At 66.4% G+C, this 24792-nt stretch carries 17 protein-coding genes; 11 read left to right on the top strand and 6 right to left on the bottom strand.

The features are described from left to right. Positions 1 to 21 precede the first annotated feature (21 nt). The 8 genes from ccmI (at position 22) to AC066Y_RS23700 (ending at position 11315) form a co-directional block, all read left to right on the top strand. Positions 22 to 1146 (top strand): c-type cytochrome biogenesis protein CcmI, encoded by a 1125-nt coding sequence (ccmI, locus tag AC066Y_RS23735; protein WP_478275975.1) that lies wholly within the window; start codon positions 22 to 24, stop codon positions 1144 to 1146. Positions 1147 to 1205: 59 nt separating this feature from the next. After that, positions 1206 to 1703, top strand: a complete 498-nt coding sequence (gene ccmE / locus AC066Y_RS23730) for a cytochrome c maturation protein CcmE (protein WP_478275974.1) — start codon at positions 1206 to 1208, stop codon at positions 1701 to 1703. Continuing rightward, entirely contained in the window at positions 1700 to 3685 is a 1986-nt protein-coding gene (locus AC066Y_RS23725) for a heme lyase CcmF/NrfE family subunit (protein WP_478275973.1), read from the top strand. Before ccmE ends, AC066Y_RS23725 begins: the two co-directional genes overlap by 4 nt. Then, positions 3685 to 4191, top strand: coding sequence for a cytochrome c-type biogenesis protein (locus tag AC066Y_RS23720; RefSeq protein ID WP_478275972.1), 507 nt, complete (start codon positions 3685 to 3687; stop codon positions 4189 to 4191). Before AC066Y_RS23725 ends, AC066Y_RS23720 begins: the two co-directional genes overlap by 1 nt. Positions 4192 to 4361: 170 nt before the next feature. Beyond that, positions 4362 to 5951, top strand: a complete 1590-nt coding sequence (locus AC066Y_RS23715) for a Do family serine endopeptidase (RefSeq protein WP_478275971.1) — start codon at positions 4362 to 4364, stop codon at positions 5949 to 5951. 265 nt (positions 5952 to 6216) lie between these two features. Continuing rightward, positions 6217 to 6897, top strand: coding sequence for a response regulator transcription factor (locus tag AC066Y_RS23710; protein ID WP_173643086.1), 681 nt, complete (start codon positions 6217 to 6219; stop codon positions 6895 to 6897). 3 nt (positions 6898 to 6900) lie between these two features. After that, entirely contained in the window at positions 6901 to 8355 is a 1455-nt protein-coding gene (locus tag AC066Y_RS23705) for a sensor histidine kinase (protein WP_212310999.1), read from the top strand. Continuing rightward, positions 8352 to 11315: a bifunctional [glutamine synthetase] adenylyltransferase/[glutamine synthetase]-adenylyl-L-tyrosine phosphorylase gene (locus AC066Y_RS23700; protein ID WP_478275970.1), complete on the top strand. Its 2964-nt coding sequence runs from the start codon at positions 8352 to 8354 to the stop codon at positions 11313 to 11315. The genes AC066Y_RS23705 and AC066Y_RS23700 overlap by 4 nt, the downstream gene beginning before the upstream one ends. A 144-nt stretch (positions 11316 to 11459) precedes the next feature. Here AC066Y_RS23700 and AC066Y_RS23695 read toward each other — a convergent pair whose 3' ends face one another. Genes AC066Y_RS23695 through AC066Y_RS23675 form a run of 5 tightly spaced genes read right to left on the bottom strand, consistent with a single transcriptional unit; the run spans position 11460 to position 17434 of the window. Further along, complete coding sequence (locus AC066Y_RS23695; RefSeq protein ID WP_478275969.1) at positions 11460 to 11681, bottom strand: formate dehydrogenase subunit delta; 222 nt, start codon at positions 11679 to 11681, stop codon at positions 11460 to 11462. Further along, positions 11665 to 12501, bottom strand: a complete 837-nt coding sequence (gene fdhD / locus AC066Y_RS23690; RefSeq protein WP_478275968.1) for a formate dehydrogenase accessory sulfurtransferase FdhD — start codon at positions 12499 to 12501, stop codon at positions 11665 to 11667. The genes AC066Y_RS23695 and fdhD overlap by 17 nt, the downstream gene beginning before the upstream one ends. 2 nt (positions 12502 to 12503) lie before the next feature. Then, on the bottom strand, positions 12504 to 15380 hold the full coding sequence (gene fdhF, locus AC066Y_RS23685) for a formate dehydrogenase subunit alpha (protein WP_478275967.1): 2877 nt from the start codon (positions 15378 to 15380) through the stop codon (positions 12504 to 12506). Between the two features lie 12 nt (positions 15381 to 15392). Continuing rightward, a complete protein-coding gene (locus AC066Y_RS23680) occupies positions 15393 to 16961 on the bottom strand; it encodes an NADH-ubiquinone oxidoreductase-F iron-sulfur binding region domain-containing protein (protein ID WP_478275966.1) in 1569 nt (522 codons plus the stop codon). Further along, complete coding sequence (locus tag AC066Y_RS23675; RefSeq protein WP_478275965.1) at positions 16958 to 17434, bottom strand: formate dehydrogenase subunit gamma; 477 nt, start codon at positions 17432 to 17434, stop codon at positions 16958 to 16960. The genes AC066Y_RS23680 and AC066Y_RS23675 overlap by 4 nt, the downstream gene beginning before the upstream one ends. A 257-nt stretch (positions 17435 to 17691) precedes the next feature. Here AC066Y_RS23675 and AC066Y_RS23670 point away from each other — a divergent pair, with 257 nt between their 5' ends. From AC066Y_RS23670 to mdoH, 3 genes are all read left to right on the top strand, one after another. Continuing rightward, on the top strand, positions 17692 to 18588 hold the full coding sequence (locus tag AC066Y_RS23670) for a LysR family transcriptional regulator (protein ID WP_173641863.1): 897 nt from the start codon (positions 17692 to 17694) through the stop codon (positions 18586 to 18588). A gap of 194 nt (positions 18589 to 18782) precedes the next feature. Next, entirely contained in the window at positions 18783 to 20297 is a 1515-nt protein-coding gene (locus AC066Y_RS23665; RefSeq protein WP_478275964.1) for a glucan biosynthesis protein G, read from the top strand. Further along, on the top strand, positions 20285 to 22402 hold the full coding sequence (mdoH, locus tag AC066Y_RS23660; protein WP_478275963.1) for a glucans biosynthesis glucosyltransferase MdoH: 2118 nt from the start codon (positions 20285 to 20287) through the stop codon (positions 22400 to 22402). The genes AC066Y_RS23665 and mdoH overlap by 13 nt, the downstream gene beginning before the upstream one ends. Before the next feature lie 7 nt (positions 22403 to 22409). On the opposite strand, the gene AC066Y_RS23655 is transcribed toward mdoH, so the two are convergent. Continuing rightward, positions 22410 to 24731 carry a sensor histidine kinase gene (locus AC066Y_RS23655; protein ID WP_478275962.1) on the bottom strand — a complete coding sequence of 774 codons (2322 nt, stop codon included), beginning with the start codon at positions 24729 to 24731 and terminating at the stop codon, positions 22410 to 22412. Positions 24732 to 24792: the final 61 nt, after the last annotated feature.

Raw genomic sequence — 24792 nt, 5'->3', positions numbered from 1 at the left:
GGTCCATCCGGGAACCGCTTGATGACGCTGTGGTTTGTGTTCGCGCTGATGACGGTCGCGGCGATCTTTGCCGTGCTGTGGCCGCTCAGCCGCCGCGGACGGGCGGACAGTGGCGGCAGCGAGGTCGTGGTCTACCGCGACCAGCTCGCCGAAATCGACCGCGACATGGCCGCCGGCATCATCGGCGCCGCCGAGGCCGATGCGGCAAGGATCGAGATCAGCCGACGCCTGCTGGCCGCCGCCGACCAAAGCGGACGTGACGCCCCGGTGACAGGCAGCCTCAGCCTGCGGCGTGCCGCTGCTGTCGTGGCGCTGATCGGATTGCCGGTCATTGCCTCCGGCTTCTATCTCGCGCTCGGCTCGCCGCGGCTTGGCGACTTCCCGCTCGCCGAGCGCAGCAAGGTCGCCGATGCCAACCAGCCGCTCACCAATCTGGTCGCGCAGGTCGAGGCCCATCTGGAGAAGAACCCGACCGACGGCCGCGGCTGGACGGTGCTGGCGCCGGTGCTGTCGCGGCTGGGCCGCTACGATGACGCGGTCCGCGCCTATCGCAACGCCATCACCTATGCCGGCGACAGCGCCGATCGCCGCGCCGATCTCGGCGAGGCGTTGATGGGGAGCGCCGGCGGCGTCGTCACCGCGGAGGCCAAGGCGGAGTTCGAGCGCGCGGTGGCGCTGAACGGCGACGATGCCAAGGCGAACTATTTCCTCGGCCTCGCCGCCGAGCAGGACGGCCGCAAGGCCGACGCTGCGGCGCGCTGGCAGAAGATGCTGGCGAAGGCACCGTCGGATGTGCCATGGCGGCCGCTGGTGCAGGCCGCGCTGGTACGGGTCGGCGGCGTTAGCGCACCCGGTGGCGCCAGCGCGCCGGCATTGCCGGACAGCGCGGTGGCTGCGGCCAAGGATATGAGCGAGGCCGATCGCGGCGCCATGATCAAGGGTATGGTCGATCGGCTGGCGACGCGGCTGAAGACCAACGGCGACGATGTCGAGGGCTGGCTGCGGCTGGTCCGCGCCTATCTCGTGATGGGCGAGCGCGGCAAGGCGATGAGCGCGCTCGCGGATGCCCGCCAGGCGGTGGCCAATGATGCGGACCGGTTGCGCCAGCTCAATGAGGGGCTGAAGAGTCTCGGATTGGATGGATAACGCATGATGCCGAAACATATGCGGCGGTTTTCGGCGCATGTCATGCGCAAGGATGAACCATGACCAGGAAGCAACGGCGTTTGACACTGATCGGCTGCGCGCTCGTCGTGCTCGCGATCGCCGCGGGCCTGGTGCTGAACGCACTGCGCGATTCCATCGTGTTCTTCTCGACGCCCTCGATGGTCGCCGAAAAGCATCTCGGGCCAGGCAAGCGGTTCCGCCTCGGCGGGCTGGTGGAGCAGGGCTCGCTCAAGCGCGGCGACAATCTCGCGGTGACCTTCACCGTCGGCGACGGCGGCGCGACGCTGCCGGTCGCCTACAAGGGCATCCTGCCGGATCTGTTCCGCGAGGGGCAGGGCGTGGTGGCCGAAGGCGCGCTCGATGATGATGGCGTGTTCCGCGCCGACACCGTGCTCGCCAAGCACGACGAGACCTACATGCCGAAGGACGTCGCCGACGCCTTGAAGAAGCAGGGGCATTGGAAGGACGATTACGGCGCCAAACCAAACAGCATGCCGAGCGCCTCCGCGGCGCCGACCCAGGGAGCCATACGGTGATCGCCGAAAGCGGACATTATGCCCTGGTGCTCGCGCTCGCGCTCGCGCTGATCCAGTCGATCGTGCCGATCGTCGGGGCGCGCTGGCGCGATGCGGCGCTGATGAACGTCGCGCGCTCGACCGCGCTCGCCCAATTGCTGTTCGTCGCGGCGTCGTTCGCGGCGCTGGTGACGCTGCACGTCACCTCGGATTTCTCGGTCGCCAATGTCTACGAGAATTCGCACTCGCTGAAGCCGCTGCTCTACAAGATCACCGGCGTGTGGGGAAATCATGAAGGATCGATGCTGCTGTGGGTGTCGATCCTGGCGCTGTTCGGCGGCCTCGTCGCGGCCTTCGGTAACAACCTGCCGCTGTCGCTGCGCGCGCATGTGCTGGCGGTGCAGGCCTGGGTCGCGAGCGCCTTCTATCTGTTCATCCTGATCACCTCGAATCCGTTCCTGCGTATCGCCAATCCGCCGATCGAGGGACGCGACCTCAATCCGGTGCTGCAGGATATCGGCCTCGCGGTGCATCCGCCGATGCTCTATCTCGGCTATGTCGGCTTCTCGATCTCGTTCTCGTTCGCGGTGGCGGCGCTGCTGGAGGGGCGGATCGACGCCGCCTGGGCGCGCTGGGTGCGGCCGTGGACGCTGATGGCGTGGATCTTCCTGACGCTCGGCATCGCGATGGGCTCCTACTGGGCCTATTACGAGCTCGGCTGGGGCGGCTGGTGGTTCTGGGACCCGGTCGAGAACGCCTCGCTGATGCCCTGGCTTGCTGGCACCGCGCTGTTGCATTCGGCGCTGGTGATGGAGAAGCGCAACGCGCTCAAGGTCTGGACCGTCCTGCTGTCGATCCTGACCTTCTCGTTGTCGTTGCTCGGCACCTTCCTGGTGCGCTCGGGCGTGCTGACGTCGGTTCATGCCTTCGCCACCGATCCGACGCGCGGCGTCTTCATCCTGCTGATCCTGTTCGTCTTCATCGGCGGCAGCCTGTCGCTCTATGCCTGGCGGGCGCCGGCGCTGAAGCAGGGCGGGCTGTTCGCGCCGATCTCGCGTGAAGGCGCGCTGGTGCTCAACAATCTGCTGCTCACCACCGCCTGCGCGACGGTGTTCATCGGCACGCTGTATCCGCTCGCGCTCGAGGTCCTGACCGGCGAGAAGATCTCGGTCGGCGCGCCGTTCTTCAATTTCACCTTCGCACCGCTGTTCGTGCCGCTGCTGCTCGCCGTGCCGTTCGGGCCGCTGCTGGCCTGGAAACGCGGCGACCTGCTCGGCGCGGCGCAACGCCTGATGGTCGCCGGCATCGCAGCGCTGGTTGCGATCGCGCTGGTGTGGGCGTGGACCTATGGCGGCGCGACGCTGGCGCCGCTCGCGATCGGGCTTGCGGCCTTCGTGATCATGGGCGCGCTGTGCGACCTCGCCGAACGCATCGCGCTGTTCCGGATTCCGCTGTCGCTCTCGCTGCGCCGCGCGCGTGGCCTGCCGCGCGCGACCTGGGGCACGGTCTTCGCGCATGCCGGCCTCGGCATAGCCCTGATCGGGATCGTCTGCGAGACCACCTGGAACAGCGAATATATCGGCTCCATGAAGCCGGACGACGTCGCGCGGGTCGCCGGCTACGAGCTGCGGCTCGACGGCCTGAACCCACGGCAGGGGCCGAACTTCCGCGAGCTGGTCGCGCAATTCACCGTGACGCGGGACGGCGAGAAGGTCAGCGAGATGACGCCGTCGAAGCGCAACTTCACCACCCGCGGCGCCTCGACGACCGAGGCCGCGCTGCTGACGCGCGGCGCGAGCCAGCTCTATATCTCGCTCGGCGATACCTCGGCCGACGGCGCGATCGCGGTGCGCATCTATCACAAGCCGCTGGTGCTGATGATCTGGTGGGGCCCGGTGCTGATGGCCTTCGGCGGCTTGCTGTCGCTGTCCGACCGCCGCTTGCGTGTCGGCGCGCCCAAACCGGCGGCGAAAGCGGCGCGCGCATTGCAGGCGGCCGAGTGATGCGGTCGCGCGCCCTTGCAGCGGCGGTGCTTGCGGCGACCCTGGTGCTCGGCGCGACGCCCGTCCGGGCCGTGCTGCCCGACGAGATCATGGCGGACCCGGCGAAGGAGGCGAGGGCGCGCGAGCTCTCCAGGGAACTGCGCTGCATGGTTTGCCAGAACCAGTCGATCGACGATTCGGAGGCGCCATTGGCACGCGACCTCCGCCTCCTAGTGCGTGAACGCATCTCGGCCGGCGACAGCGACCGCCAGGTGATCGATTTCCTGGTGGCCCGGTATGGCGAATTCGTGCTGCTGAAGCCGCGCCTCAGCGAGCATACGCTGGTGCTGTGGCTGACCCCGCCGCTGGCGCTTCTGCTGGGCGGTTTCGCTCTCTGGCGGCTCGGCCGGCGCAAGGCAAATCCGGCCGCCGGCGGGGACGATTCCAGCCCGGGATTGACGTCCGACGAGCAGGCGCGCCTTGAGCGCCTGCTGGCGGCCGAATCTGCGCCGGACAAGCCGCTTTAGTTCCTTTCTAAGCCCTTAATTTGCATGCGTTATTCTGCCGCAGCGCCGGCCGGCTCAATTACCAAAGTTTAATTCCGCAGCCAGCGCGCCGTAAGGCTGATGACCCCATGTTCAGACGCATCAGGTGCTCGCCCCGCACCGAATGATTCTGGCCCTGGAGATCTCAAGACATGACCGACCGTCCCGACCTCTCGACCCTTCCGTCCTACAAGGCGCCGAAGCGCTCGCTGTTCTCTGCCCGCAAACTCGCGCTGATGGCGTCGGTCCTAGCCGGCCTCGGCGCCGCCACCTACGGCTTCAGCCCCACCCACAACCCGGCCGACCTGTTCACGACGCCTGCGCATGCGCAGGTCAATAACGAGGTCAAGAAGGTTCAGCAGCCGGTCGGGTTTGCCGACATTGTCGAGCGGGTGAAGCCGTCGGTGATCTCGGTCAAGGTCAACATTCGCGAGAAGGTCGCGAAGGATGACAGCAACAATAATGACGATTCGCCGTTCCAGCCGGGTTCGCCGATGGAGCGCTTCTTCCGCCGCTTCGGCGGTCCGGATGGCTTGCCGCCGGGTCTGCGCGGTGGACCGCGTGGCGGTGGCGTGGTGACGGGCCAGGGCTCCGGCTTCTTCATCTCGGCTGACGGCTATGCCGTGACCAACAATCACGTCGTCGACGGCGCCGACAAGGTCGAGGTCACGACCGATGACGGCAAGACCTATTCCGCCAAGGTGATCGGCACTGATCCGCGCACCGATCTCGCGCTGATCAAGGTCGAGGGCGGCTCCAACTTCCAGTTCGCCAAGCTCTCCGACACCAAGCCGCGCATCGGCGACTGGGTGCTGGCGGTCGGCAATCCCTTCGGTCTCGGCGGCACCGTGACCGCGGGCATCGTCTCCGCCTCCGGCCGCGACATCGGCAACGGCCCGTATGACGATTTCATCCAGATCGATGCGCCCGTGAACAAGGGCAATTCGGGCGGCCCGGCGTTCGACGTGTCCGGTGAGGTGATGGGCGTCAACACCGCGATCTACTCGCCGTCCGGCGGCAGCGTCGGCATCGCGTTCTCGATCCCGGCCCAGACCGTCAAGAGCGTCGTTGCCCAGCTGAAGGACAAGGGCTCGGTCAGCCGCGGCTGGATCGGCGTCCAGATCCAGCCGGTGACCTCCGACATCGCCGACAGCCTCGGCATGAAGAAGGCCGAAGGCGCGCTGGTGGCCGAACCGCAGGCCAACGGCCCCGCGGCCAAGGCCGGCATCGAGTCCGGCGACGTCATTACCGCCGTCAATGGCGAGCCGGTGAAGGATGCTCGCGAACTCGCCCGCACCATCGGCGGCCTCGCGCCCGGCAATGCCGTGAAGCTGAACGTGCTGCACAAGGGCCAGGACAAGACCGTCAACCTCACGCTCGGTCAGTTGCCGAACAACCTGGAAGCCAAGGCTGACACCGACAACAACGGCGACAAGGGCAACTCATCCCGCGGCACCGACGTGCCGAAACTGGGCCTCACTGTGGCGCCTGCCAACAGCGTGGCCGGCGCCGGCAAGGAAGGCGTGGTCGTGACCGAAGTCGATCCCAAGAGTGCTGCCGCTGAGCGGGGCTTCAAGGAAGGCGACGTGATTCTCGAGGTCGCCGGCAAGTCCGTCGGCACCGCCGGTGAGGTGCGTGATGCGATCACCGCGGCGCGCAATGACAACAAGAACAGCGTTCTCATGCGCGTGAAGAGCGGCGGTTCGTCGCGCTTTGTGGCAGTGCCGCTGGCCAAGGGATAACTATCTATGAGTTGGAACGCGTCGCCGGCATTCGTCGCCCCCGCCGACGGCGCGTTCCGGGGGGCGGGCCCCTTGCTCGCTCCCTATGTTGCCTTTCGATGGAATATGCCCCCCTCTGTCGGAAGGTCTCAGGGCGGTGAGGTCCCCCAGCTTCACCGCCCACTTTTTTCAGACAATCCGGAATATTCGCGGTCGTCTTGCATGTGCAGGCCGGCCGCGCCATGCTGACAGAGGGCCCATTCCCGTGACTGCAACCGCTCCGCAAATGCGCATCCTGATCATCGAAGACGACCGCGAGTCAGCCGACTATCTGGTCAAGGCATTCCGTGAAGTCGGCTATATCGCCGATCTCGCCTCCGACGGTGAGGAAGGCCTGTCGATGGCGGAGACCGGCGATTACGACGTGCTGGTTGTGGATCGCATGCTGCCGAAGCGTGACGGCCTGTCGCTGATCGGCCTCCTCCGCGACAAGGGCAACCGGACACCGGTCCTGATCCTCTCGGCGCTCGGCCAGGTCGACGACCGCATCAAGGGTCTGCGCGCCGGCGGCGACGACTATCTGCCAAAACCCTATTCCTTCGCCGAGCTGCTCGCGCGCGTCGAGGTGCTGTCGCGGCGCAATGTCGGGCCGGCCGAGGAGACCACCTACCGCGTCGGCGACCTCGAGCTCGATCGCCTGTCGCATCGCGTCGCCCGCGGCAAGGATGAGCTGACCTTGCAGCCGCGCGAATTCCGCCTGCTCGAATATCTGATGAAGCATGCAGGCCAGGTGGTGACGCGCACGATGCTGCTCGAGAACGTCTGGGATTATCATTTCGATCCGCAGACCAACGTCATCGACGTCCATATCTCGCGGCTGCGCTCCAAGATCGACAAAGGCTTCGAGCGGCCGCTGCTGCATACCATCCGCGGCGCGGGGTATATGATCAGAGATGGCATTAGGTAGATCGTGACGGCCTTCGGCAAACTGATCCGGACCACGGCGTTTCGGCTGACGCTGGTCTATCTGTTTCTGTTCGCGCTGTTTGCCGCCTCGCTGCTGGCTTACTTCGCCTGGAACACGCGGCGGCTGATCACCGAGCAGATCACGACCACCGTCAACGTCGAGATCGGCGAGATCACCGCGATCTATAACCGTCGCGGCCTGCACGGCCTGCTGACCACCATGGGCAATCGTGCGCTGCGGCCGGGCGCCAACCTCTATCTCCTGACGGCGCCGAACGGGCAGGCGCTGGCCGGCAATGTCGGCTCGCTGGCGCCTGGCGTGATGAGCGTCCAGGGCTGGAGCGAGACCGCCTATCGTCGGTTCGACGACCAGGACAAGACCGATCACCGCGCGCTGGTGCGGGTCACCGAGATGGATAACGGTTTCCGCCTCCTGGTCGGACGCGACCTCGAGGAGCGGCGGCGGCTGTTCGGCATCGTCGCCAAGGCCGCGCAATGGTCGATTCTCGTCGTCGTCGTGCTCGGGATCGGCGGCGGCATCTTCGTCGCGCGCCGCGTGCTGCGCCGGATCGACGCCATGACCGGCACCACCAAACGCATCATGGCGGGCGATCTGTCCGGCCGGCTGCCGGTCGGCCGCAGCGGCGACGAGCTCGATCGTCTTGCGGAAAATCTCAATGTCATGCTGGAGCGCATCGAGGCGCTGATGACGGGGCTGAAGGAGGTCTCCGACAACATAGCCCATGACCTCAAGACCCCGCTGACGCGGCTGCGCAACCGCGCCGAGGAGGCGCTGGCGCGGTCGGGCAGCGAGGCCGATTATCGCGCGGCGCTGGAGCGGACGATCGAGGAGTCCGATGGGTTGATCCGCACCTTCAACGCGCTGCTGATGATCGCGCGTGCCGAGTCCGGCCAGGCGCGCGGCAACATGGACGATTTCGACGGTGCCGACGTCGCCAACGGCATCCACGAATTGTACGAGCCGCTCGCCGAGGACGACGGCATGACGCTGCAGGTGAAGACCGCGCCGGCGCCGATTCACGGCAACCGTGAATTGATCAGTCAGGCGGTCGCCAACCTGGTCGAGAACGCCATCAAATATGGCAAGCCCGAACCCGGCGTGGAGCCGATGAAGGCCGATGCGCGGGAGATCCTGATTGAGGCCCGGCGCGAGGGCGATCAGGTCCTGCTCAGCGTCACCGACCACGGTCCGGGCATCCCCGAGGGCGACCGCAAGCATGCGGTGGAGCGCTTCGTGCGGCTCGAAGCCAGCCGCACCTTACCCGGGTCCGGTCTCGGCCTCAGCCTGGCCTCGGCGGTTGCCACGCTCCACGGCGGCGAGCTGCGGCTCGGCGATGCCCATCCGGGGCTGGTGGCCACCCTGGTGCTGCCGGCGCGGGCGGGCGGCAGTGACAGGCTTGCGGCTCAAACGCAGGATGTGCCACAGAAGGCGGCATGAATGCCGCCGCGCCGGGAAACGCGGATCGACACCGTCTGGCCGCGCGGTTCGCGGACGGACCGCGTGTCGCCGCTCCCGTATCCGCCGATCAGCGCCTGACCGACTGGTTCGCCGAGCTCGAGCCGGCGCAATCGGCTGCGCTCGCGACGCTGCTGGAGCACCCGTTCGCACGGGACATCCTGCGCGGCATTGCCGAGTTCTCGCCCTATTTGTTCGAGCTGGCGCGGGCTGATGCCGCGCGGCTGATCCGGATCCTGTCATGCGACCCGGAGTCGCATCTTGCGAACCTGATCGAGACCACCTCGCGCGACGTGCTCGCCGCCGGCAGCGAGGCCGACGTGATGGTTCTGCTTCGCCGCATGAAGGCGGAGGCGGCGCTGATGATCGCGCTGTGCGATATCGGCGGCGTCTGGCCGGTGATGCGGGTGACGGCGGCGCTGACCGACATTGCGGTGAATTCGGTGCAGTCGGCGCTGCGATATCTGTTCCTGCAGGAGGTCGCCCGCGGCCGCATGACTGCCGTCGATCCCGAGCGTCCGGAAGCGGGTTCGGGCCTGATCGTGCTTGCGATGGGCAAGATGGGCGCGGGCGAGCTGAACTATTCCAGCGACATCGACCTGATCGTGTTCTTTGATCGCGCGGCCACCTCGCTCGCCGAGGATATCGAGCCGCAGCCGTTCTTCGTCCGCGTCACCCAGGCGATGGCGCGGATGCTGCAGCAGCGCTCGGGCGAGGGCTATGTGTTCCGGGTCGATCTCAGGTTGCGTCCGGATCCGGCCTCGACCCAGGTCGCGATCTCGACCGACGCCGCCTTGCATTATTACGAGCGCGAGGGACGCACCTGGGAACGCGCCGCCATGATCAAGGCGCGGCCCTTCGCCGGCGATCCCAAGGCCGGCGAGGCGCTGATCGCCGAGCTCGCGCCGTTCGTCTGGCGCAAGCATCTGGATTTTGCGGCGCTGGCCGACGTCCACGACATGAAGCGGCAGATGCAGACCTATCGCGGCCAGAGCGAGATCTCGGTCGAGGGCCACAACGTCAAGGTCGGCCGCGGCGGCATCCGCGAGATCGAGTTCTTCGCCCAGACCCAGCAGCTGATCGCCGGTGGCCGCCATCCTGAGTTGCGGGTGCGGCCGACGCTGGAGGCGCTCAACGTGCTCGCCGAGAGCAACTGGATCACCTTCGAGGCGCGCGACGAACTGACCACGGCCTACGAATTCCTGCGCCGGGTCGAGCACCGGCTGCAGATGATCGCCGACGAGCAGACCCACTCGCTGCCCGAAGCGCTCGAGGACGTCGAGCGCTTCGCGCACTTCTTCGGCTACGAGAATCGCGAGGCCTTCGCCAGGGACCTGCTTGGCCAGCTCAAGATCGTGCAGAACCATTACGGCAAGCTGTTCGAGGGCGACGATCCGACCGGGAGCGCGAAGTTGCCGGAGGTCGACTACGGGGCAGGCCCCGAAGACGGTCGCCTGATCGAGCATCTCGCCAGTCTCGGCTTCAAGAAGCCGGTCATGGTCGCCGGCACCGTGCAGCAATGGATCAAGGGTGATTATCGCGCGTTGCGCGTGGAAGCGACGCGGGCGGCGTTCCTCGAATTCATTCCCGGCCTGATCGATGGGCTCGCGGATGCCGAGGAGCCGGACGATGCGGTCGCGGCATTCGACCGTTTCCTGGGCGCGTTGCAGCGGGGCGGGCGGCTGATCTCGCTGCTCAGCCAAAACCGCGATTTCGTCGCGTTGGTGGCGTTGATCCTTGGTGCGGCGCCGCGGCTCGGCGACATGCTGGCGCGGCAGCCGCAGATCATGGACGGCCTGGTCGATCCACGCTTCTTCGGCGCGATGCCGGATAAGAAGGAGCTGTCGGCGCGGCTTGCCGCCACGCTGCAGGATGCCTCGTCGTATGAGGACTTCCTCGATCGTCTGAGGCTGTTCGGCCAGGAGAGCCTGTTCCTGATCGGCACGCGGATCCTGTCCGGCACGGTGTCGGCGCAGCACGCCAGCACGGCCTTTGCCGATGTCGCCGAAGGCATCGTGCACACCGTACACGGTCTCGTCACCGACCAGTTCGCCGCGCAATATGGCCGGATCAAGGGGCAGGAGACCGCGATCGTCGCGATGGGCCGGCTCGGCAGCCGCGAGATGACGGCGTCCTCCGACCTCGATTTGATCCTGCTCTATGATTTCGACAGCGAGGCGCCCGACTCGGATGGCGAGCGCTCGCTGCACGGCGCGCAGTATTTCGCCCGCTTCACCCAGCGCCTGATCAGCGCCTTCACGACCCGGACCAATTACGGCGTGCTCTACGAGGTCGACATGCGGCTGCGGCCGTCAGGGCGTGCCGGCCCGGTCGCCTCGCGGATCGACTCGTTTTCCGATTACCAGGAACGCGAGGCGTGGACCTGGGAGCACATGGCGCTGACGCGTGCCCGCGTGATCTCGTCGTCGCCGGAGTTCCGCGAGAAGATCGAGGCGATCATCCGCAGCGTGCTGACCCGGCCGCGCGATGCGGCGTCGACCGCGGCCGACGTTGCCGACATGCGGCGCGCGATCGCGCTGGAGAAGGGCGAGGACGATGTCTGGGATCTCAAGCTTGCCGCCGGCGGGCTCGTCGACATCGATTTCATCGCGCAATATCTGCAGCTCGCGCACGCCTCAGCGAAGCCGGAGATTCTCAGCGTCTCGACGCTGCAGGTGCTGGAGCATGCCGCCAAGCTCGGCCTGCTCGGCCAGTCGGAAGCCGAGATCCTGCGCTCGGCGGCGCGGCTCTATCATGATCTCACACAGATCCTGCGGCTGTGCGTCACCGGCAAGTTCAATCCGGAGACCGCGGGCGAGGATCTGCGGCGCGTGATGGCGCGGGCCGGCGACGCACCGGACTTCTCCGCGCTTGAAGCCCGCCTGCGCGAGACGCAAAGCGAAGTGCGTCGCGTCTTCAACGCGATCGTGGGCGGGGGGTAGAGAGAAGGAAGCTCGACCCGTCATCCTGAGGAGCGCGCTCTTGCGCGCGTCTCGAAGGGTCGACGGCCACCAGCCGGGCCGTGCATCCTTCGAGACGCCGCTTCGCGGCTCCTCGGGGTGACGGTGATAGAGCAGGGCGGCTGGCTACGCCATCTGCTTCAGCTTCTGCAGGGCATCGCGGACGTCGGGGTCGAGACCGGCGCCGCCGGTGTCGAGATGGGCGAAGATCTGCTTGCGCATCCGCGGATCCCAGAACTTCCAAATGTGCTCGGAAATGCCCTGCACGGCGCGGTCGTGCCCTTGGCTGTGGAAGAATTTCCCGATCTGGTTCGCCATATAGACCAGCTTGTCAGGCGACGACGACATAAGTGGACTCCTTGCCGGGCACTGCGCCTGTGACGCGTTCCGGATGCGTAAAGATTTCAAATCCATCGGCGCGGGCGATCGCGGCGAGCGTGATGCCGGCGGCATCCGCCATCCGTACCGCAAGCGCGGTCGGGGCCGACACGGCAGCAATCAGCGGCGCGCAGATCGCGGCGGTCTTCTGCACCATTTCGACCGAGACGCGGCTGGTCAATAGCACCACGCCATCACTTGTGACGACCTTGTCGCGGGCCAGCGCACCGGCGAGCTTGTCGAGCGCATTGTGGCGGCCGACATCCTCGCGCAGCGCGACGATGCCGCGCGTGGCCGTCCAGAACGCCGCGGCGTGCACCGCGCGGGTCTGGTGGTTGATCTCCTGCAGCGGCGCGACCGCCGCCACCGCGGTCATGATCTCGCGCGGCGAGAAGACGCGGCCCCCGGGCACCACCGCGGCCGGCCGGACCGCCTCGCTGATGGAATCAAGACCGCACAGGCCGCAGCCGGTCGGGCCGGCGATGTTGCGCCGCCGCTCGGCGATCCGCTCGGCCTTGTCAGGCTTCAGCCACATCCGAAGCTCGATGCCGTCGTCGAGCTCGACGATGTCGAGGGTCTCGATCTCGTCGGCCGACTGCACGATGCGTTCGCTCAGGCTGAATCCGACCGCGAAGTCGCCGAGGTCCTCGGGCGAGCCCATCATCACGGCGTAGGTGCCGCCATTATAGGTCAGAGCAAGCGGCGTCTCTTCCGGGATCAGGCGCGCGCCCTCGCTGAAGACGCCGTCGCGCCAGACCTTCCGTATCGCCTTGTGGACCGGTTCGCGCATCGCTACTCCGCGGCTTCCACCACCGGCGCGATGCGCCGGGAGTTGCGGGCCTGCTCGTCATAGGCCTTCTGCCAGTCGGACGGACCATTCGAGGGCGAGATCTGCACGGCGGTGACCTTGTACTCCGGACAGTTGGTCGCCCAGTCCGAGAAGTCAGTCGTGATGACGTTGGCCTGGGTGTCCGGGTGGTGGAACGTGGTGTAGACCACGCCCGGCGCCACGCGGTCGGTGATCTCGGCGCGCAGCGTCGTCTCGCCGGCGCGGCTCGCCAGCCGTACCCAGTCGCCGTCGCGTACGCCGCGCTGCTCGGCGTCGTGCGGATGGATCTCGAGACGATCCTCGGCGTGCCACACCACGTTCTCGGTGCGGCGGGTCTGCGCGCCGACATTGTACTGGCTGAGGATGCGGCCGGTGGTGAGCAGTAGCGGATAGCGCGGGCCGGTGCGTTCGTCGGTCGCGACATATTCGGTGAGGATGAACTTGCCCTTGCCGCGCACGAAGCCGCCGATATGCATCACCGGCGTGCCCGCCGGCGCCGTCTCGTTGCAGGGCCACTGCACCGAGCCGAGTTCGTCGAGCTTGGCATAGGAGACGCCGGTGAAGGTCGGCGTCAGCGCGGCGATCTCGTCCATGATCTCGGACGGATGGCTGTAGTTCATCTCGTAGCCCATCGCCTTGCCAAGCATGATCGTCACTTCCCAGTCGGCATAGCCGTTGAGCGGCGTCATCACCTTGCGGACGCGCTGGATGCGGCGTTCGGCGTTGGTGAAGGTACCGTCTTTCTCGAGGAAGGTCGAGCCGGGCAGGAAGACGTGGGCGTAGTTCGCGGTCTCGTTCAGGAAGAGGTCATGGACGATGACGCATTCCATCGCCGACAGCGCCGCCACCACATGCTTGGTGTTCGGGTCGGACTGCAGGATGTCCTCGCCCTGCACGTAGAGCCCCATGAAGCTGCCCTCGATCGCGGCGTCGAACATGTTGGGGATGCGCAGGCCCGGCTCGTTGTTGAGCTTGACGTTCCACATCGCCTCGAACTGCTCGCGCACCGCGTCGCCGGAGATATGACGATAGCCAGGCAACTCGTGCGGGAACGAGCCCATGTCGCAGGAGCCCTGCACGTTGTTCTGGCCGCGCAGCGGGTTCACGCCGACGCCGGGCCGGCCGATATTGCCGGTGGCCATCGCGAGGTTGGCGATCGCGATCACCGTGGTCGAGCCCTGGCTGTGCTCGGTGACGCCGAGCCCGTAATAGATCGCGCCGTTGCCCCCGGTGGCATAGATCCGCGCCGCCTCGCGCAGATCCTTCGGATCGACGCCGGTCATGATCGCAGTGGCTTCCGGGCTGTGCTTGGGATCGGCGACGAAAGCCGCCCAATCCTCGAACTCGCTCCAGTCGCAGCGCTCGCGCACGAAAGCCTCGTCGGCCAGCCCTTCGGTGACGATGACATGGGCGAGCGCGGTAAGCACCGCGACATTGGTGCCGGGCAACAGCGGCAGATGCAGCGCCTTCACATGCGGTGAGTCAACCATCTCGGTGCGGCGCGGATCGATCACGATCAGCTTGGCGCCCTGGCGCAACCGCTTCTTCAGCCGCGAGGCGAACACCGGATGGGCCGAGGCCGGGTTGGCGCCGATGATCAGCACGACGTCGGTGTCCTCTACCGAATCGAAATCCTGCGTGCCGGCCGAGGTGCCGAAGGTCTGCGACAGGCCGTAGCCGGTCGGTGAGTGGCAGACGCGGGCGCAGGTGTCGACATTGTTGTTGCCGAAGCCGGCGCGGATCAGCTTCTGCACCAGATAGGTCTCTTCGTTGGTGCAGCGCGACGAGGTGATGCCGCCGACCGCGTCGCGGCCGTATTTCTGCTGAATGCCCTTGAATTTCGCGGCGGCGAAATTCAGCGCCTCGTCCCACGACACTTCCTGCCAGGAATCCTCGATCCGCTCGCGGATCATCGGCTTCAGGATGCGCTCCTTGTGGGTGGTGTAGCCCCAGGCGAAGCGGCCCTTGACGCAGGAATGGCCGCGATTGGCCTTGCCGTCCTTCCACGGCACCATGCGCACCACCTCCTCGCCGCGCATCTCGGCCTTGAAGGCGCAGCCGACGCCGCAATAGGCGCAGGTCGTGACCACCGAATGCTCGGGCTGGCCGATCTCGATCACGGATTTTTCGGTCAGCGTCGCGGTCGGGCAGGCCTGCACGCAGGCGCCGCAGGACACGCATTCGGAGCCGAGGAAGCTCTCGCTCATGCCGGGCGAGACGCGGCTGTCGAAGCCGCGGCCGGAGATCGTCAGCGCGAAAGTGCCTTGCACTTCCTCGCAGGCGCGGACGCAGCGCGAGCAGACGATGCACTTCGAGGGGTCGTAGGTGAAGTACGGATTGGATTCGTCCTTCGGCATCCAGTTGTCGTTTTCGCAGCCGTGCGATTTGGCGAAGACGTGGTTGTCGCCTTCATAGCCGTAGCGCACGTCGCGGAGGCCGACCGCGCCCGCCATGTCCTGCAATTCGCAGTCGCCGTTCGCCGCACAGGTCAGGCAGTCCAGCGGATGGTCGGAGATGTAGAGCTCCATCACGCCCTTGCGCAGCTTCTTCAGCCGCTCGCTCTGGGTGTGCACGACGAGCCCCGGCATCACCGGCGTGGTGCAGGAGGCAGGCGTGCCGGCGCGGCCCTCGATCTCGACCAGGCAGAGCCGGCACGAGCCGAAGGCGTCGACCATGTCGGTCGCGCAGAGCTTTGGAATCTGGGTGCCGGCCTCCATCGCCGCGCGCATGATCGAGGTGCCCTCGGGCACCGTGATCTGATTGCCGTCGATGGTCAGCGTGACCATCGCCTCGGATTTGGATTTTGGCGTGCCGAAATCGATTTCCTGGATCAGCGACATCGTGATCTCCTGTTATTCCGCGGCCTGCAGCCGGGCCGGTGCGGGACCTAAATCTCCGCCAAAGTCTTCCCGGAAGTGCTTCAGTGCGCTCATCACGGGGTAGGGCGTGAAGCCGCCGAGCGCGCAGAGCGAGCCGAATTTCATGGTGTTGCAGAGGTCTTCGATCACGGCGAGGTTTTCCGCCACGCGCTCGCCGTTGATGATCTTGTTGATGGTCTCGACGCCGCGGGTCGAGCCGATCCGGCACGGCGTGCACTTGCCGCAGGATTCGACCGCGCAGAACTCCATCGCGAAGCGCGCCTGCTTGACCATGTCGACGCTGTCGTCGAACACCACGATGCCGCCATGGCCGATCAGGCCGTCGCGCGCGGCGAATGCCTCGTAGTCGAACGGCGTATCGAACAGCGCGCGGGGGAAGTAGGCGCCGAGCGGACCGCCGACCTGCACCGCGCGCACCGCCCGTCCGGTGAAGGTGCCGCCGCCGATCTCGTCGACGAGCTCGCCGAGCGTGACGCCGAACGCGGTCTCGAACAGCCCGCCATATCTGATGTTGCCGGCGAGCTGGATCGGCATCGTGCCGCGCGAGCGGCCCATGCCGAAATCGGCGTACGCCTTGGCGCCGTTGTCGAGGATGAAGGGGATCGCCGCGAACGACAGCACGTTGTTGATCACGCTCGGACGGCCGAACAGGCCCTTATGCGCGGGCAGCGGCGGCTTGGCCCGCACGATGCCGCGGCGGCCCTCGAGGCTCTCGAGCAGCGAGGTCTCTTCGCCGCAGACATAGGCGCCGGCGCCGACGCGGACCTCGAGATCGAACTCATGCTTGGTGCCGCCGATGCGCTTGCCAAGGAAGCCGGCGCGGCGGGCGGCGACGATCGCCGCGTTCATCGCCTCGACCGCATGCGGATATTCCGAGCGGATGTAGATGTAGCCCTTGGTGGCGCCCACCGTGATGCCCGCGATCGTCATGCCCTCGATCACGACGAAGGGGTCGCCTTCCATGATCATGCGGTCGGCGAAGGTGCCGCTGTCGCCTTCGTCGGCGTTGCAGACGATGTATTTGCGGTCGGCGCTGGCCTGCGCCACCGTCTTCCACTTGATGCCGGTCGGGAATCCGGCGCCGCCGCGGCCACGCAGGCCCGAGGTCGTGACGTCGGCAAGGATCTGGTCGGAGCTCAGCATCAGCGCCCGCTCCAGGCCCCTGTAGCCGCCATGGGCGCGGTAGTCGTCGACCGAGCGCGGATCGACCACGCCGCAGCGGACGAAGGTCAGCCGGGTCTGGCGCTTCAGCCAGGGAATCTCATCCGTGACACCAAGCCGCAGGGCGTGCTGGCCGTTGCCCGCCATCGCATCGAGCAGGGATGGCACGTCCTTAGGCGTCACCGGGCCGAACGCGATACGGCCCTCGGTGGTCGAAAGCTCGACCATCGGCTCCAGCCAGCACAGCCCGCGCGAGCCGTTCCTGACGATCTCGATCGCTGCGCCACGCGCTGCTGCGGCCTGCGCGAAGGCGAGGGCGACCTCGTCGGCGCCGACGGCGACGGCCGCGGCATCGCGGGGGACGTAAATTCGCATCGTCATCGCTGTGCCTCCGCGACCAGCGCGTCGATGCGCGCTTCATCGAGCCGGCCAATCAGCCGGCCGTCCAGCATCGCCGAGGGTGCGGTGGCGCAGAGCCCGAGGCAGTAGATCGGCTCAAGCGTCACCCGCTCGTCCGCCGTGGTATTCCCCAGGGATACGCCGAGCTTGGCCTCCGCGCGCGCCGCAAGCCGATCGCCGCCGGCAGCCTGGCAGGCCTCGGCGCGGCAGAGCTTGAGGACATGGCGTCCGGCCGGTTGTTTGCGGAAGTCATGGTAGAAGGTGAACACGCCGTGGACCTCGGCGCGGGACAGATTGAGCGCCTCCGCAACCATCGGGATCGCGGGCTCCGGCACGTAGCCGAAGGCTTCCTGCAGCGCATGCAGGATCACCAGCGTGGCGCCTTCAAGCCCGGCATGCTCGGCGATGATCTCCGTGCCGCGCGCCTTGTCCCAAGGTTCGTATCCCACCGTCATCAGCGCTTCTCACGATCCAGTTTTTTGCTTTGCACATGAGAATTGGATTCCTTCGAAACATCAATAAAGCTGTCTCATGCGGCGATTGCGAAACGCGATTAATAGCGTTGCCGAATGGACCGATCCGGGATCGCAATAATGTTCTGGAATCACGGACTTCCAGGGCGCTTTGGATTTCGGGATCGCACCCCGATCGTGCTACCTATGGGCACGTCGGGCCGCCATTGGGGGCGCCGTTTTCCGAAGGAGTTTGAACCTTGATCGACAAGCTGGAACTTCTGCTGGCGCTGGCCAAGGAACGGCATTTCGGCCGCGCTGCGGAGGCCTGCGGGGTCACCCAGCCGACCATGTCGACCAGTCTCAAGCAGCTTGAGGAGATCCTCGGCGTCATGCTGGTGCAGCGCGGATCGCGCTTCCAGGGTTTCACGCCGGAGGGCGAACGGACGCTGGACTGGGCGCGGCGCATTGTCGGCGACACGCGGGCGATGAAGCAGGAGATCAACAGCCTCAAGGACAAGCTGTCGGGCGAGATCCGGATCGCCGCGATCCCGACCGCGCTCGGCATGGTGGCCTCGCTCACCACGCCGTACCGGGCGCGCCATCCCGATGTGCGGTTTCGCATCCAGTCGTGCACGTCCGCCGACGTGCTCGGCCTGCTCGAGAATCTCGAGGTCGATGCCGGGCTGACCTACATCGAGAACGAGCCGATCGGCAAGGTCCGCACCATCCCGCTCTACAACGAGAGCTATCGCCTGCTGACGGCGCCGGATGCGATGTTCGGCGACCGCAAGCAGGTGACGTGGAAGGAAGTCGGCACCGTGCCGCTGTGCCTGCTCACGCCCGACATGCAGAACCGCCGCATCATCGATCGCGCGCTGACCTCGGTCGGCGCGGAAGCGACGCCGACGCTGACGTCGAATTCACTGCTCGTGCTTTACACCCATGTGAAGACCGGACGCTGGGCCAGCGTGATGCCGGCCAAGCTCGCCGAGACGCTTGGCCTCGCCGATGCCGTGCGCAGCATTCCGATCGTCGATCCGGTGGTGGACTACAGCATTGGCCTCGTGATCCCGCAGCGTGATCCGATGACGCCGCTGATCGCAGCCCTGGTGCAGGTCGCACGCGAGGTCGCCCCGAAGCTGGAGAGCGCGTAGCGCGCGGCCAGCGGCCGAGACGCTCCCATCGCAGTTCCCACTTGAGCCAATCGCGGCGCACGGCCGCCGCGAAGCGATTCCTGCTTCGTCTCGGTTTCGTGGAGAAGCCGCGCGTTCCCGCGCGCGCCAACATGGAACTCAGCGGCTGCTTGGCGGTTTCATTGCGGCGTCCCGGTCAACGAGCAGGAGCCGCTTTGAATCGTCGCCAGTTACTCCACGGATCGGCCGTGTTGCCGACACTATTGCTCCTGCCGCAGCGAGAGGCCGCAGCCGCCGGGAACACGTCGGACGCCGCCTTCAACCCGTCGATGGTGAGGGAGATGGCCCGCAACCTCGCGAGCAAGTCGTTCGAGGCACCGGACGAGAAGTTGCCAAATGGCCTGACGGACCTGAACTACGATCAGTACCGCTCGATCCGCTTCGTGCCCGACCGCGCGTTGTGGCGGGCCGCGAAGCTGCCGTTCGAGGCGCAGTTCTTTCATCGCGGCTTCTTCTACAAGAACAAGGTCAAGATTTTCGAGGTCGCGGATGGCAAGGTCAGCGAGGTCAAATACAGCAAGGACATGTTTTCGTTCGGTGAGACCGTGCCTGCGTTCACCGAGACCGACCTCGGCTTTGCCGGATTTCGCATCCACGCGCCGATCAACAAGCCGGACTATTACGACGAGGTCTGCGTCTTCCTTGGAGCGAGCTATTTCCGCGCTGTCGCCAAGGATGAGACCTATGGCCTGTCGGCGCGTGGCCTGTCGATCGATACCGGCGAGGCCAAGGGTGAGGAGTTTCCGTTCTTCAAGGCCTTCTGGCTCGAGCGTCCGGTGCCCAACGCCACCTCGCTGGTGATTCATGCCTTGCTCGACAGCAAGAGCTGCGCGGCGAGCTATCGCTTCACGATCAGGCCGGGCAAGACCACCGTCTTCGATGTCGAGGCATCGCTTTATCCGCGTGCCGATCTCGAGCATGCCGGCGTTGCGCCGATGACCAGCATGTTCTTCTTCGGGCCCAATGATCGCAACGAGGTCGATGACTTCCGGCCGTCGGTGCATGATTCCGACGGGCTTGCGATCTACAACGGCAAGGGCGAATCCCTGTGGCGTCCGCTGAGCAATCCGCGCGACCTCCAGATCAGCACGTTCCAGGACATCAATCCGCACGGCTTCGGGCTGATGCAGCGGGAGAAGAATTTCTTCGCCTATCAGGACATCGAATCGAGCTTCGAGAAGCGTCCGAGCCTGTGGGTCGAGCCGATCGGCGACTGGGGCGAGGGCGCGGTGATTCTGTTCGAGATTCCGACCAAGGAAGAGATCCACGACAACATCGCCGCGTTCTGGCGGCCGAAGGCGCCGCTCAAGGCCAGGAGCGAGACCAACCTGACCTATCGCCTGCATTGGGGACCTGACGCGCCGAAGCCGCATTCGCTGGCGCGCTTCACGCGCAGCGGCATCGGTGCACATGGCGAGAACAGCAAGCTGTTCGTGCTCGACCTGTTCGGCGACAATCTGAAGGGGATCGATCCCGCCAGCATCAAGGGCGTCGTGACGGCCGAGAAGGCCGAGATCACGAACATCGTCACGCAGCCGAACCCGAATACCGGCGGGTGGCGGCTCAGCTTCCAGTGCGCCGTCAAGAAGGACCCGATCGAGCTGCGCGCCTATCTGGCGCAAGATGACAAGCCGCTTTCGGAGATCTGGGTCTATCGATGGGCGCCATAGTCACGTCGCCTCGTCCCGACGTCGCGGCAACGGCCAGCGGCTTCGTGCCGCACGAGAGCCCGCTTGCGATGTCGGCGGCCGATCTCGGCCAGCCGCCGCGCGCGGTGAGCAAGCCGGTGTCGGTCGGTGCGGGCATGTTGATGCGCCGCGCCTTCATCCTGGTGCTGACGGCGGCGCTGACCGGCGCGGGCGCCTACGAGATGTACATGGTGGTCCAGGTCGGCGGCGTGACGATCATGGAATGGATGGTGCTGGCGCTGTTCGTCGCGCTGCTCGCCTGGATCGCGTTCTCGTTCGCCTCGGGGCTGGCCGGCTTCTTCGTGCTGCTCCGGCGCAAGGGCAATGCGTTGCCGATCCGCGATGATGGTCCGTTGCCGCGGCTCGCGAGCCGGACCGCGGTGCTGCTCCCCACCTACAACGAGAATCCGCACCAATTGATGGCGCGCCTGCGCGCGATATACGAATCCATCGAAGCGACCGGGCGGGGCGGAAGCTTCGACTGGTTCGTGCTCAGCGACACGCGCGATCCCGATATCTGGATCGCCGAGGAACAGGCGTTCCTGGCGCTCAGCGATGCCTGCGGCGGGAGGCTCTACTACCGGCATCGCGCCGATAATACGGCGCGGAAGGCCGGCAATCTCGGCGAGTGGATCACGCGCTTTGGCGGCACCTACCTGTTCATGATCGTGCTCGACGCCGACAGCCTGATGTCGGGTGATACCATGGTGCGGATGGTTCACGCCATGGAGACCAATCCGCAGGCGGCGCTGCTGCAGACGCTGCCGGTCATCGTCAACGCGCGCAGCCTGTTCAGCCGGCTGCAGCAATTTGCCGGCCGGCTGTACGGACCGATGGTCGCCGCCGGTGTCGCGTGGTGGCACGGCTCCGAGGGCAATTACTGGGGACACAATGCGATCATCCGGATCAAGGCCTTTGCCGAGCAGGCGGGCCTGCCCGAACTGTCCGGACGCAAGCCGTTCGGCGGACATATCCTGAGCCACGATTTCGTCGAGGCAGCGCTGATGCGGCGCGCCGGCTGGGGCATCTACATGGCCCCGATGCTCGGCGGCAGCTACGAGGAGGTCCCGCCGTCGCTGCTGGATTTTGCCGCCCGCGACCGCCGTTGGTGCCAGGGCAATCTGCAGCATCTCGCGGTGCTGACCACGCGCCGCCTGCACTGGATTTCGCGGCTGCATTTCATGGCGGGGATCGGCTCCTACATCACCGCGCCGATGTGGCTTGCCTTCCTGCTGCTCGGAATCCTGATCTCGTTGCAGGCGCGCTTCATTCGCCCCGAATATTTTCCGAAGGGCTTTTCCCTGTTTCCGAATTGGCCGGCGCAGGATCCCGTGCTCGCCGCGTGGGTCTTCGGCCTCACGATGGCGCTCCTGATCGTGCCGAAGCTGCTCGGCTTCATCCTGTTGCTGGCGCGCTCGGATGTCCGTCGGCAATTCGGCGGCGGCTTCCGGGCGCTGGCAGGTGTCATCGCCGAGGTGCTGATATCTGCGATGATCGCACCGGTCATGATGGTATTCCAGTCGATCGCCGTCATCGAGATCCTGCTCGGGCGGGATGCGGGCTGGCAGACGCAGCGGCGCGACGACGGCGAGGTCGAGCGGCGGGAGCTCTATCGGAAATACGGCGTCCCGACCGCCTGCGGTGTGGCGATGGCGGCGAGCGCCTATGCGGTGTCGTTGCCGCTGCTGCTGTGGATGTCGCCGGTGATCGTTGGCCTCCTGTTTGCGATCCCGATCGGGGCCTGGACGGCGAAGCCTGCGATGCGCGCGCTGTTCGTGACGCCGGAGGAGAGCGGACCGCCGGGCGTGCTGGTCCGCGCCAACGAGCTGGCGTCGCAGCCTGCCCAGGCATCAGCCCCTGCGCTCGCAATGCTCCGGCAGGATTCCGACTTGCTGCATCGTCATCTCGCGTCGCTAACGCCGACGAGGCGCCGCGGTCCAGGCGAGATCGATCCTGACCTCGCGATGGCACGCGCGCGGATCGAGGCGAGCGGGAGCTTCGACGAGGCGGTCGAGCATCTCACGCCGCGCGAGACGCTGGCCGTCCTCGGCGATTCTGTCCTGCTGGAAGGCGTGCTTGCGAAGTAGGGTGGGCTTAAGCCGCCTCTTGCAGCTTCGCCCGCAAGCTACGCGGATCGCGGGGCAGGGTGATGCGGACGACGGTGCCGACGCCGAGCTTGGAGCGCAGCTTCATTGAGCCGCCATGCAGGTTGGTGAGCGAGCGCGCGATCGCAAGTCCGAGGCCCGAGCCCTGGTAGCTCTTGGTGAGCTGGCTCTCGACCTGCTCGAACGGCTTGCCGAGCCGCCGCAGCGATTCCGGCGCGATGCCGATGCCGCTGTCGGCGATCAGGAGCACGATCGAGTCATCCAGCATCTGACCGCGCACCAGCACGCGGCCATTGTCGGGCGTGAACTTCACCGCGTTGGAGAGCAGGTTGACGATGATCTGCTTGACCGCGCGGCGGTCGGCGACGACTGAGATCGTGCTTTCGATATCCGATTCCAGCGACAGCCCTTTGTGCTCGGCGCGGCCGGAGACCACCCGCAGCGACTCGGCGAGGATGCCGGAGAGGTCGAGCGGCTCCATGTCGAACTTCATGCGGCCGGCCTCGATCTTCGACATGTCGAGAATGTCGTTGATGACCTCGAGCAGGTATTTCCCCGAGGTCAGGATGTCGTGGCAGTACTCCGCGTATTTGTCCGAGCCGAGCGTCCCGAACAGGCCAGAGCCCATGATCTCGGAGAAGCCGATGATGGCGTTGAGCGGCGTGCGCAGCTCATGGCTCATATTGGCGAGGAATTTCGACTTCGCGGCGTTGGCGTCTTGGGCGCGGGTCCTTTCCTGCGAGTACTTCTCGGCGAGGTCGGCGAGCTCGACGGCCTGCCGCTCCAGCTCGGATTGCGAGCGCTGCAGGTCGATCACGGTGGCGCGCAGGCGGAGGTCATTGTCGACCAGCTTCTGCTCGTGCGCCTTGATGCGGGTGATGTCGGTGCCGACCGAGACGTAGCCGCCGTCCTTGGTGCGGCGTTCGCTGATGTGCAGCCAGCTGCCGTCGTCGAGCTGCGCTTCGAAGGTGCGGGCGCCCGGCGCCGGCGCGCCGCTCTCGTGCAGGCGGGTGCGCACCTCGGGCATGCTGCCGACCTCGATCACGGTCTCATAGGAGGTCCCGGGGCTGACGGCGGAATCAGGCAGCTTGTGTAGCCGCTGGAAGTGCGAGTTGCAGAGCACGAGGCGGTCCTCGGCGTCCCAGAGCACGAAGGCTTCCGGGATGGTCTCGATCGCGTCGCGCAGCCGGAGGTCGGCTTCCACCGACTTCTCGGCGAGGCTCTTCTGTTCGGTGATGTCGACCGCGATCCCGATCAAATGCAGCCCGCTGTCGGCGGCGGCGTGGCTGAGCTCGCAGCGGACCCGCAGCCAGATCCAGTGGCCGCCGACATGGCGCATGCGGAAGCTCTGGTCGATGTGATCGATCTTGCCCGAGATCAGCTGCTCGGCGATGTCGAACAGGTTGATGTCGTCGGAGTTTACCAGCGCGTTGACCTCGCCGAAGGTGAGGAGGTCGTTGCGGGTATCGAGGCCGAGCAGGGTGAACATCGACTGCGACCAGAAGATCCGGCCGCGCGACAGGTCCCAGTCCCACAATCCGCAGCGGCCGCGATTGAGCGCGGTGTCGATCCGGCCGCGCACGGCGTCGTTGATCAGGTCGCCCTCGCGGGCGCGGGTCGATTGCCAGTGGAAGGCGAAGCCGAGGATCAGCACCACGAAGCTCGTGGTCGCCGACAGCGTCACCGAGAGCGCCGCGTCCGATCCCCAGATCGGCTCGTTCATCTCCTGGATGACGACGACCTGGCCGGGTAGCGACTTGACGAGCTGCGAGATCGCCAGCGCGCCGGTGCCGCCCGGCAACGTCATATCACCGACCGCGCCCTGCTGGCCCGGTGCGACCAGGAGCTGCGCGGTGGAGACGATGTCGAGGACGCGGTCGCTCTCGCCGGCGCCGTCGATCGGCACGCGGGCCAGCACGCGGTGATCGGCGCTGGTGATGATGACATGGCGGCCATTGGCGATGCCCCAGGACGGAATGAGATCCGGCAGCAGCTCCTGCATCCGCTCGATATTGGCGAGCCGGTCGCGCCGCACCGAGGTCAGGCGGTCGAGGCGCTCGGCGAGAATGTCGGAGAGCGCGGCCAGGTCGCGCTTCATCGCGCCGCGCTTCTGCCGGTTCTGGTCGATCACCTGGACGAAGGCGCCGAGGCAGATCGTGATGAGGAAGGCGATGATCAGCGTAGGAACAGCGCGGCGCAGTGCAGGCTCGGCCGTCAAGAGCCGGTGATAGGCCGGTTTCGCGATCGACTGCGCCAATCCCTTGATCGAATCGGATTGGACACAAGCGTTCGCTGCATGCGCGCGCGCCATGCCTTAGACCCCCATCTAAGCTGATTTTTTACCCGGATCGGATGCTCCCACGTCGCATCCG

This window comes from Bradyrhizobium sp. USDA3010 (assembly GCF_056429065.1).
Note: the sequence above shows the minus strand (reverse complement) of the source record. Positions and strands in the feature narration are given on the sequence as shown.

Excerpts from the sequence above, each read along its gene's own strand:
- ccmI (WP_478275975.1), top strand. The coding sequence starts at position 22 with ATGACGCTGTGGTTTGTGTTCGCGCTGATGACGGTCGCGGCGATCTTT.
- ccmE (WP_478275974.1), top strand. The coding sequence starts at position 1,206 with ATGACCAGGAAGCAACGGCGTTTGACACTGATCGGCTGCGCGCTCGTC.
- AC066Y_RS23720 (WP_478275972.1), top strand. The coding sequence starts at position 3,685 with ATGCGGTCGCGCGCCCTTGCAGCGGCGGTGCTTGCGGCGACCCTGGTG.
- AC066Y_RS23715 (WP_478275971.1), top strand. The coding sequence starts at position 4,362 with ATGACCGACCGTCCCGACCTCTCGACCCTTCCGTCCTACAAGGCGCCG.
- AC066Y_RS23710 (WP_173643086.1), top strand. The coding sequence starts at position 6,217 with ATGCGCATCCTGATCATCGAAGACGACCGCGAGTCAGCCGACTATCTG.
- AC066Y_RS23700 (WP_478275970.1), top strand. The coding sequence starts at position 8,352 with ATGAATGCCGCCGCGCCGGGAAACGCGGATCGACACCGTCTGGCCGCG.
- AC066Y_RS23695 (WP_478275969.1), bottom strand. The coding sequence starts at position 11,681 with ATGTCGTCGTCGCCTGACAAGCTGGTCTATATGGCGAACCAGATCGGG.
- fdhD (WP_478275968.1), bottom strand. The coding sequence starts at position 12,501 with ATGCGCGAACCGGTCCACAAGGCGATACGGAAGGTCTGGCGCGACGGC.
- fdhF (WP_478275967.1), bottom strand. The coding sequence starts at position 15,380 with ATGTCGCTGATCCAGGAAATCGATTTCGGCACGCCAAAATCCAAATCC.
- AC066Y_RS23680 (WP_478275966.1), bottom strand. The coding sequence starts at position 16,961 with ATGACGATGCGAATTTACGTCCCCCGCGATGCCGCGGCCGTCGCCGTC.
- AC066Y_RS23675 (WP_478275965.1), bottom strand. The coding sequence starts at position 17,434 with ATGACGGTGGGATACGAACCTTGGGACAAGGCGCGCGGCACGGAGATC.
- mdoH (WP_478275963.1), top strand. The coding sequence starts at position 20,285 with ATGGGCGCCATAGTCACGTCGCCTCGTCCCGACGTCGCGGCAACGGCC.
- AC066Y_RS23655 (WP_478275962.1), bottom strand. The coding sequence starts at position 24,731 with ATGGCGCGCGCGCATGCAGCGAACGCTTGTGTCCAATCCGATTCGATC.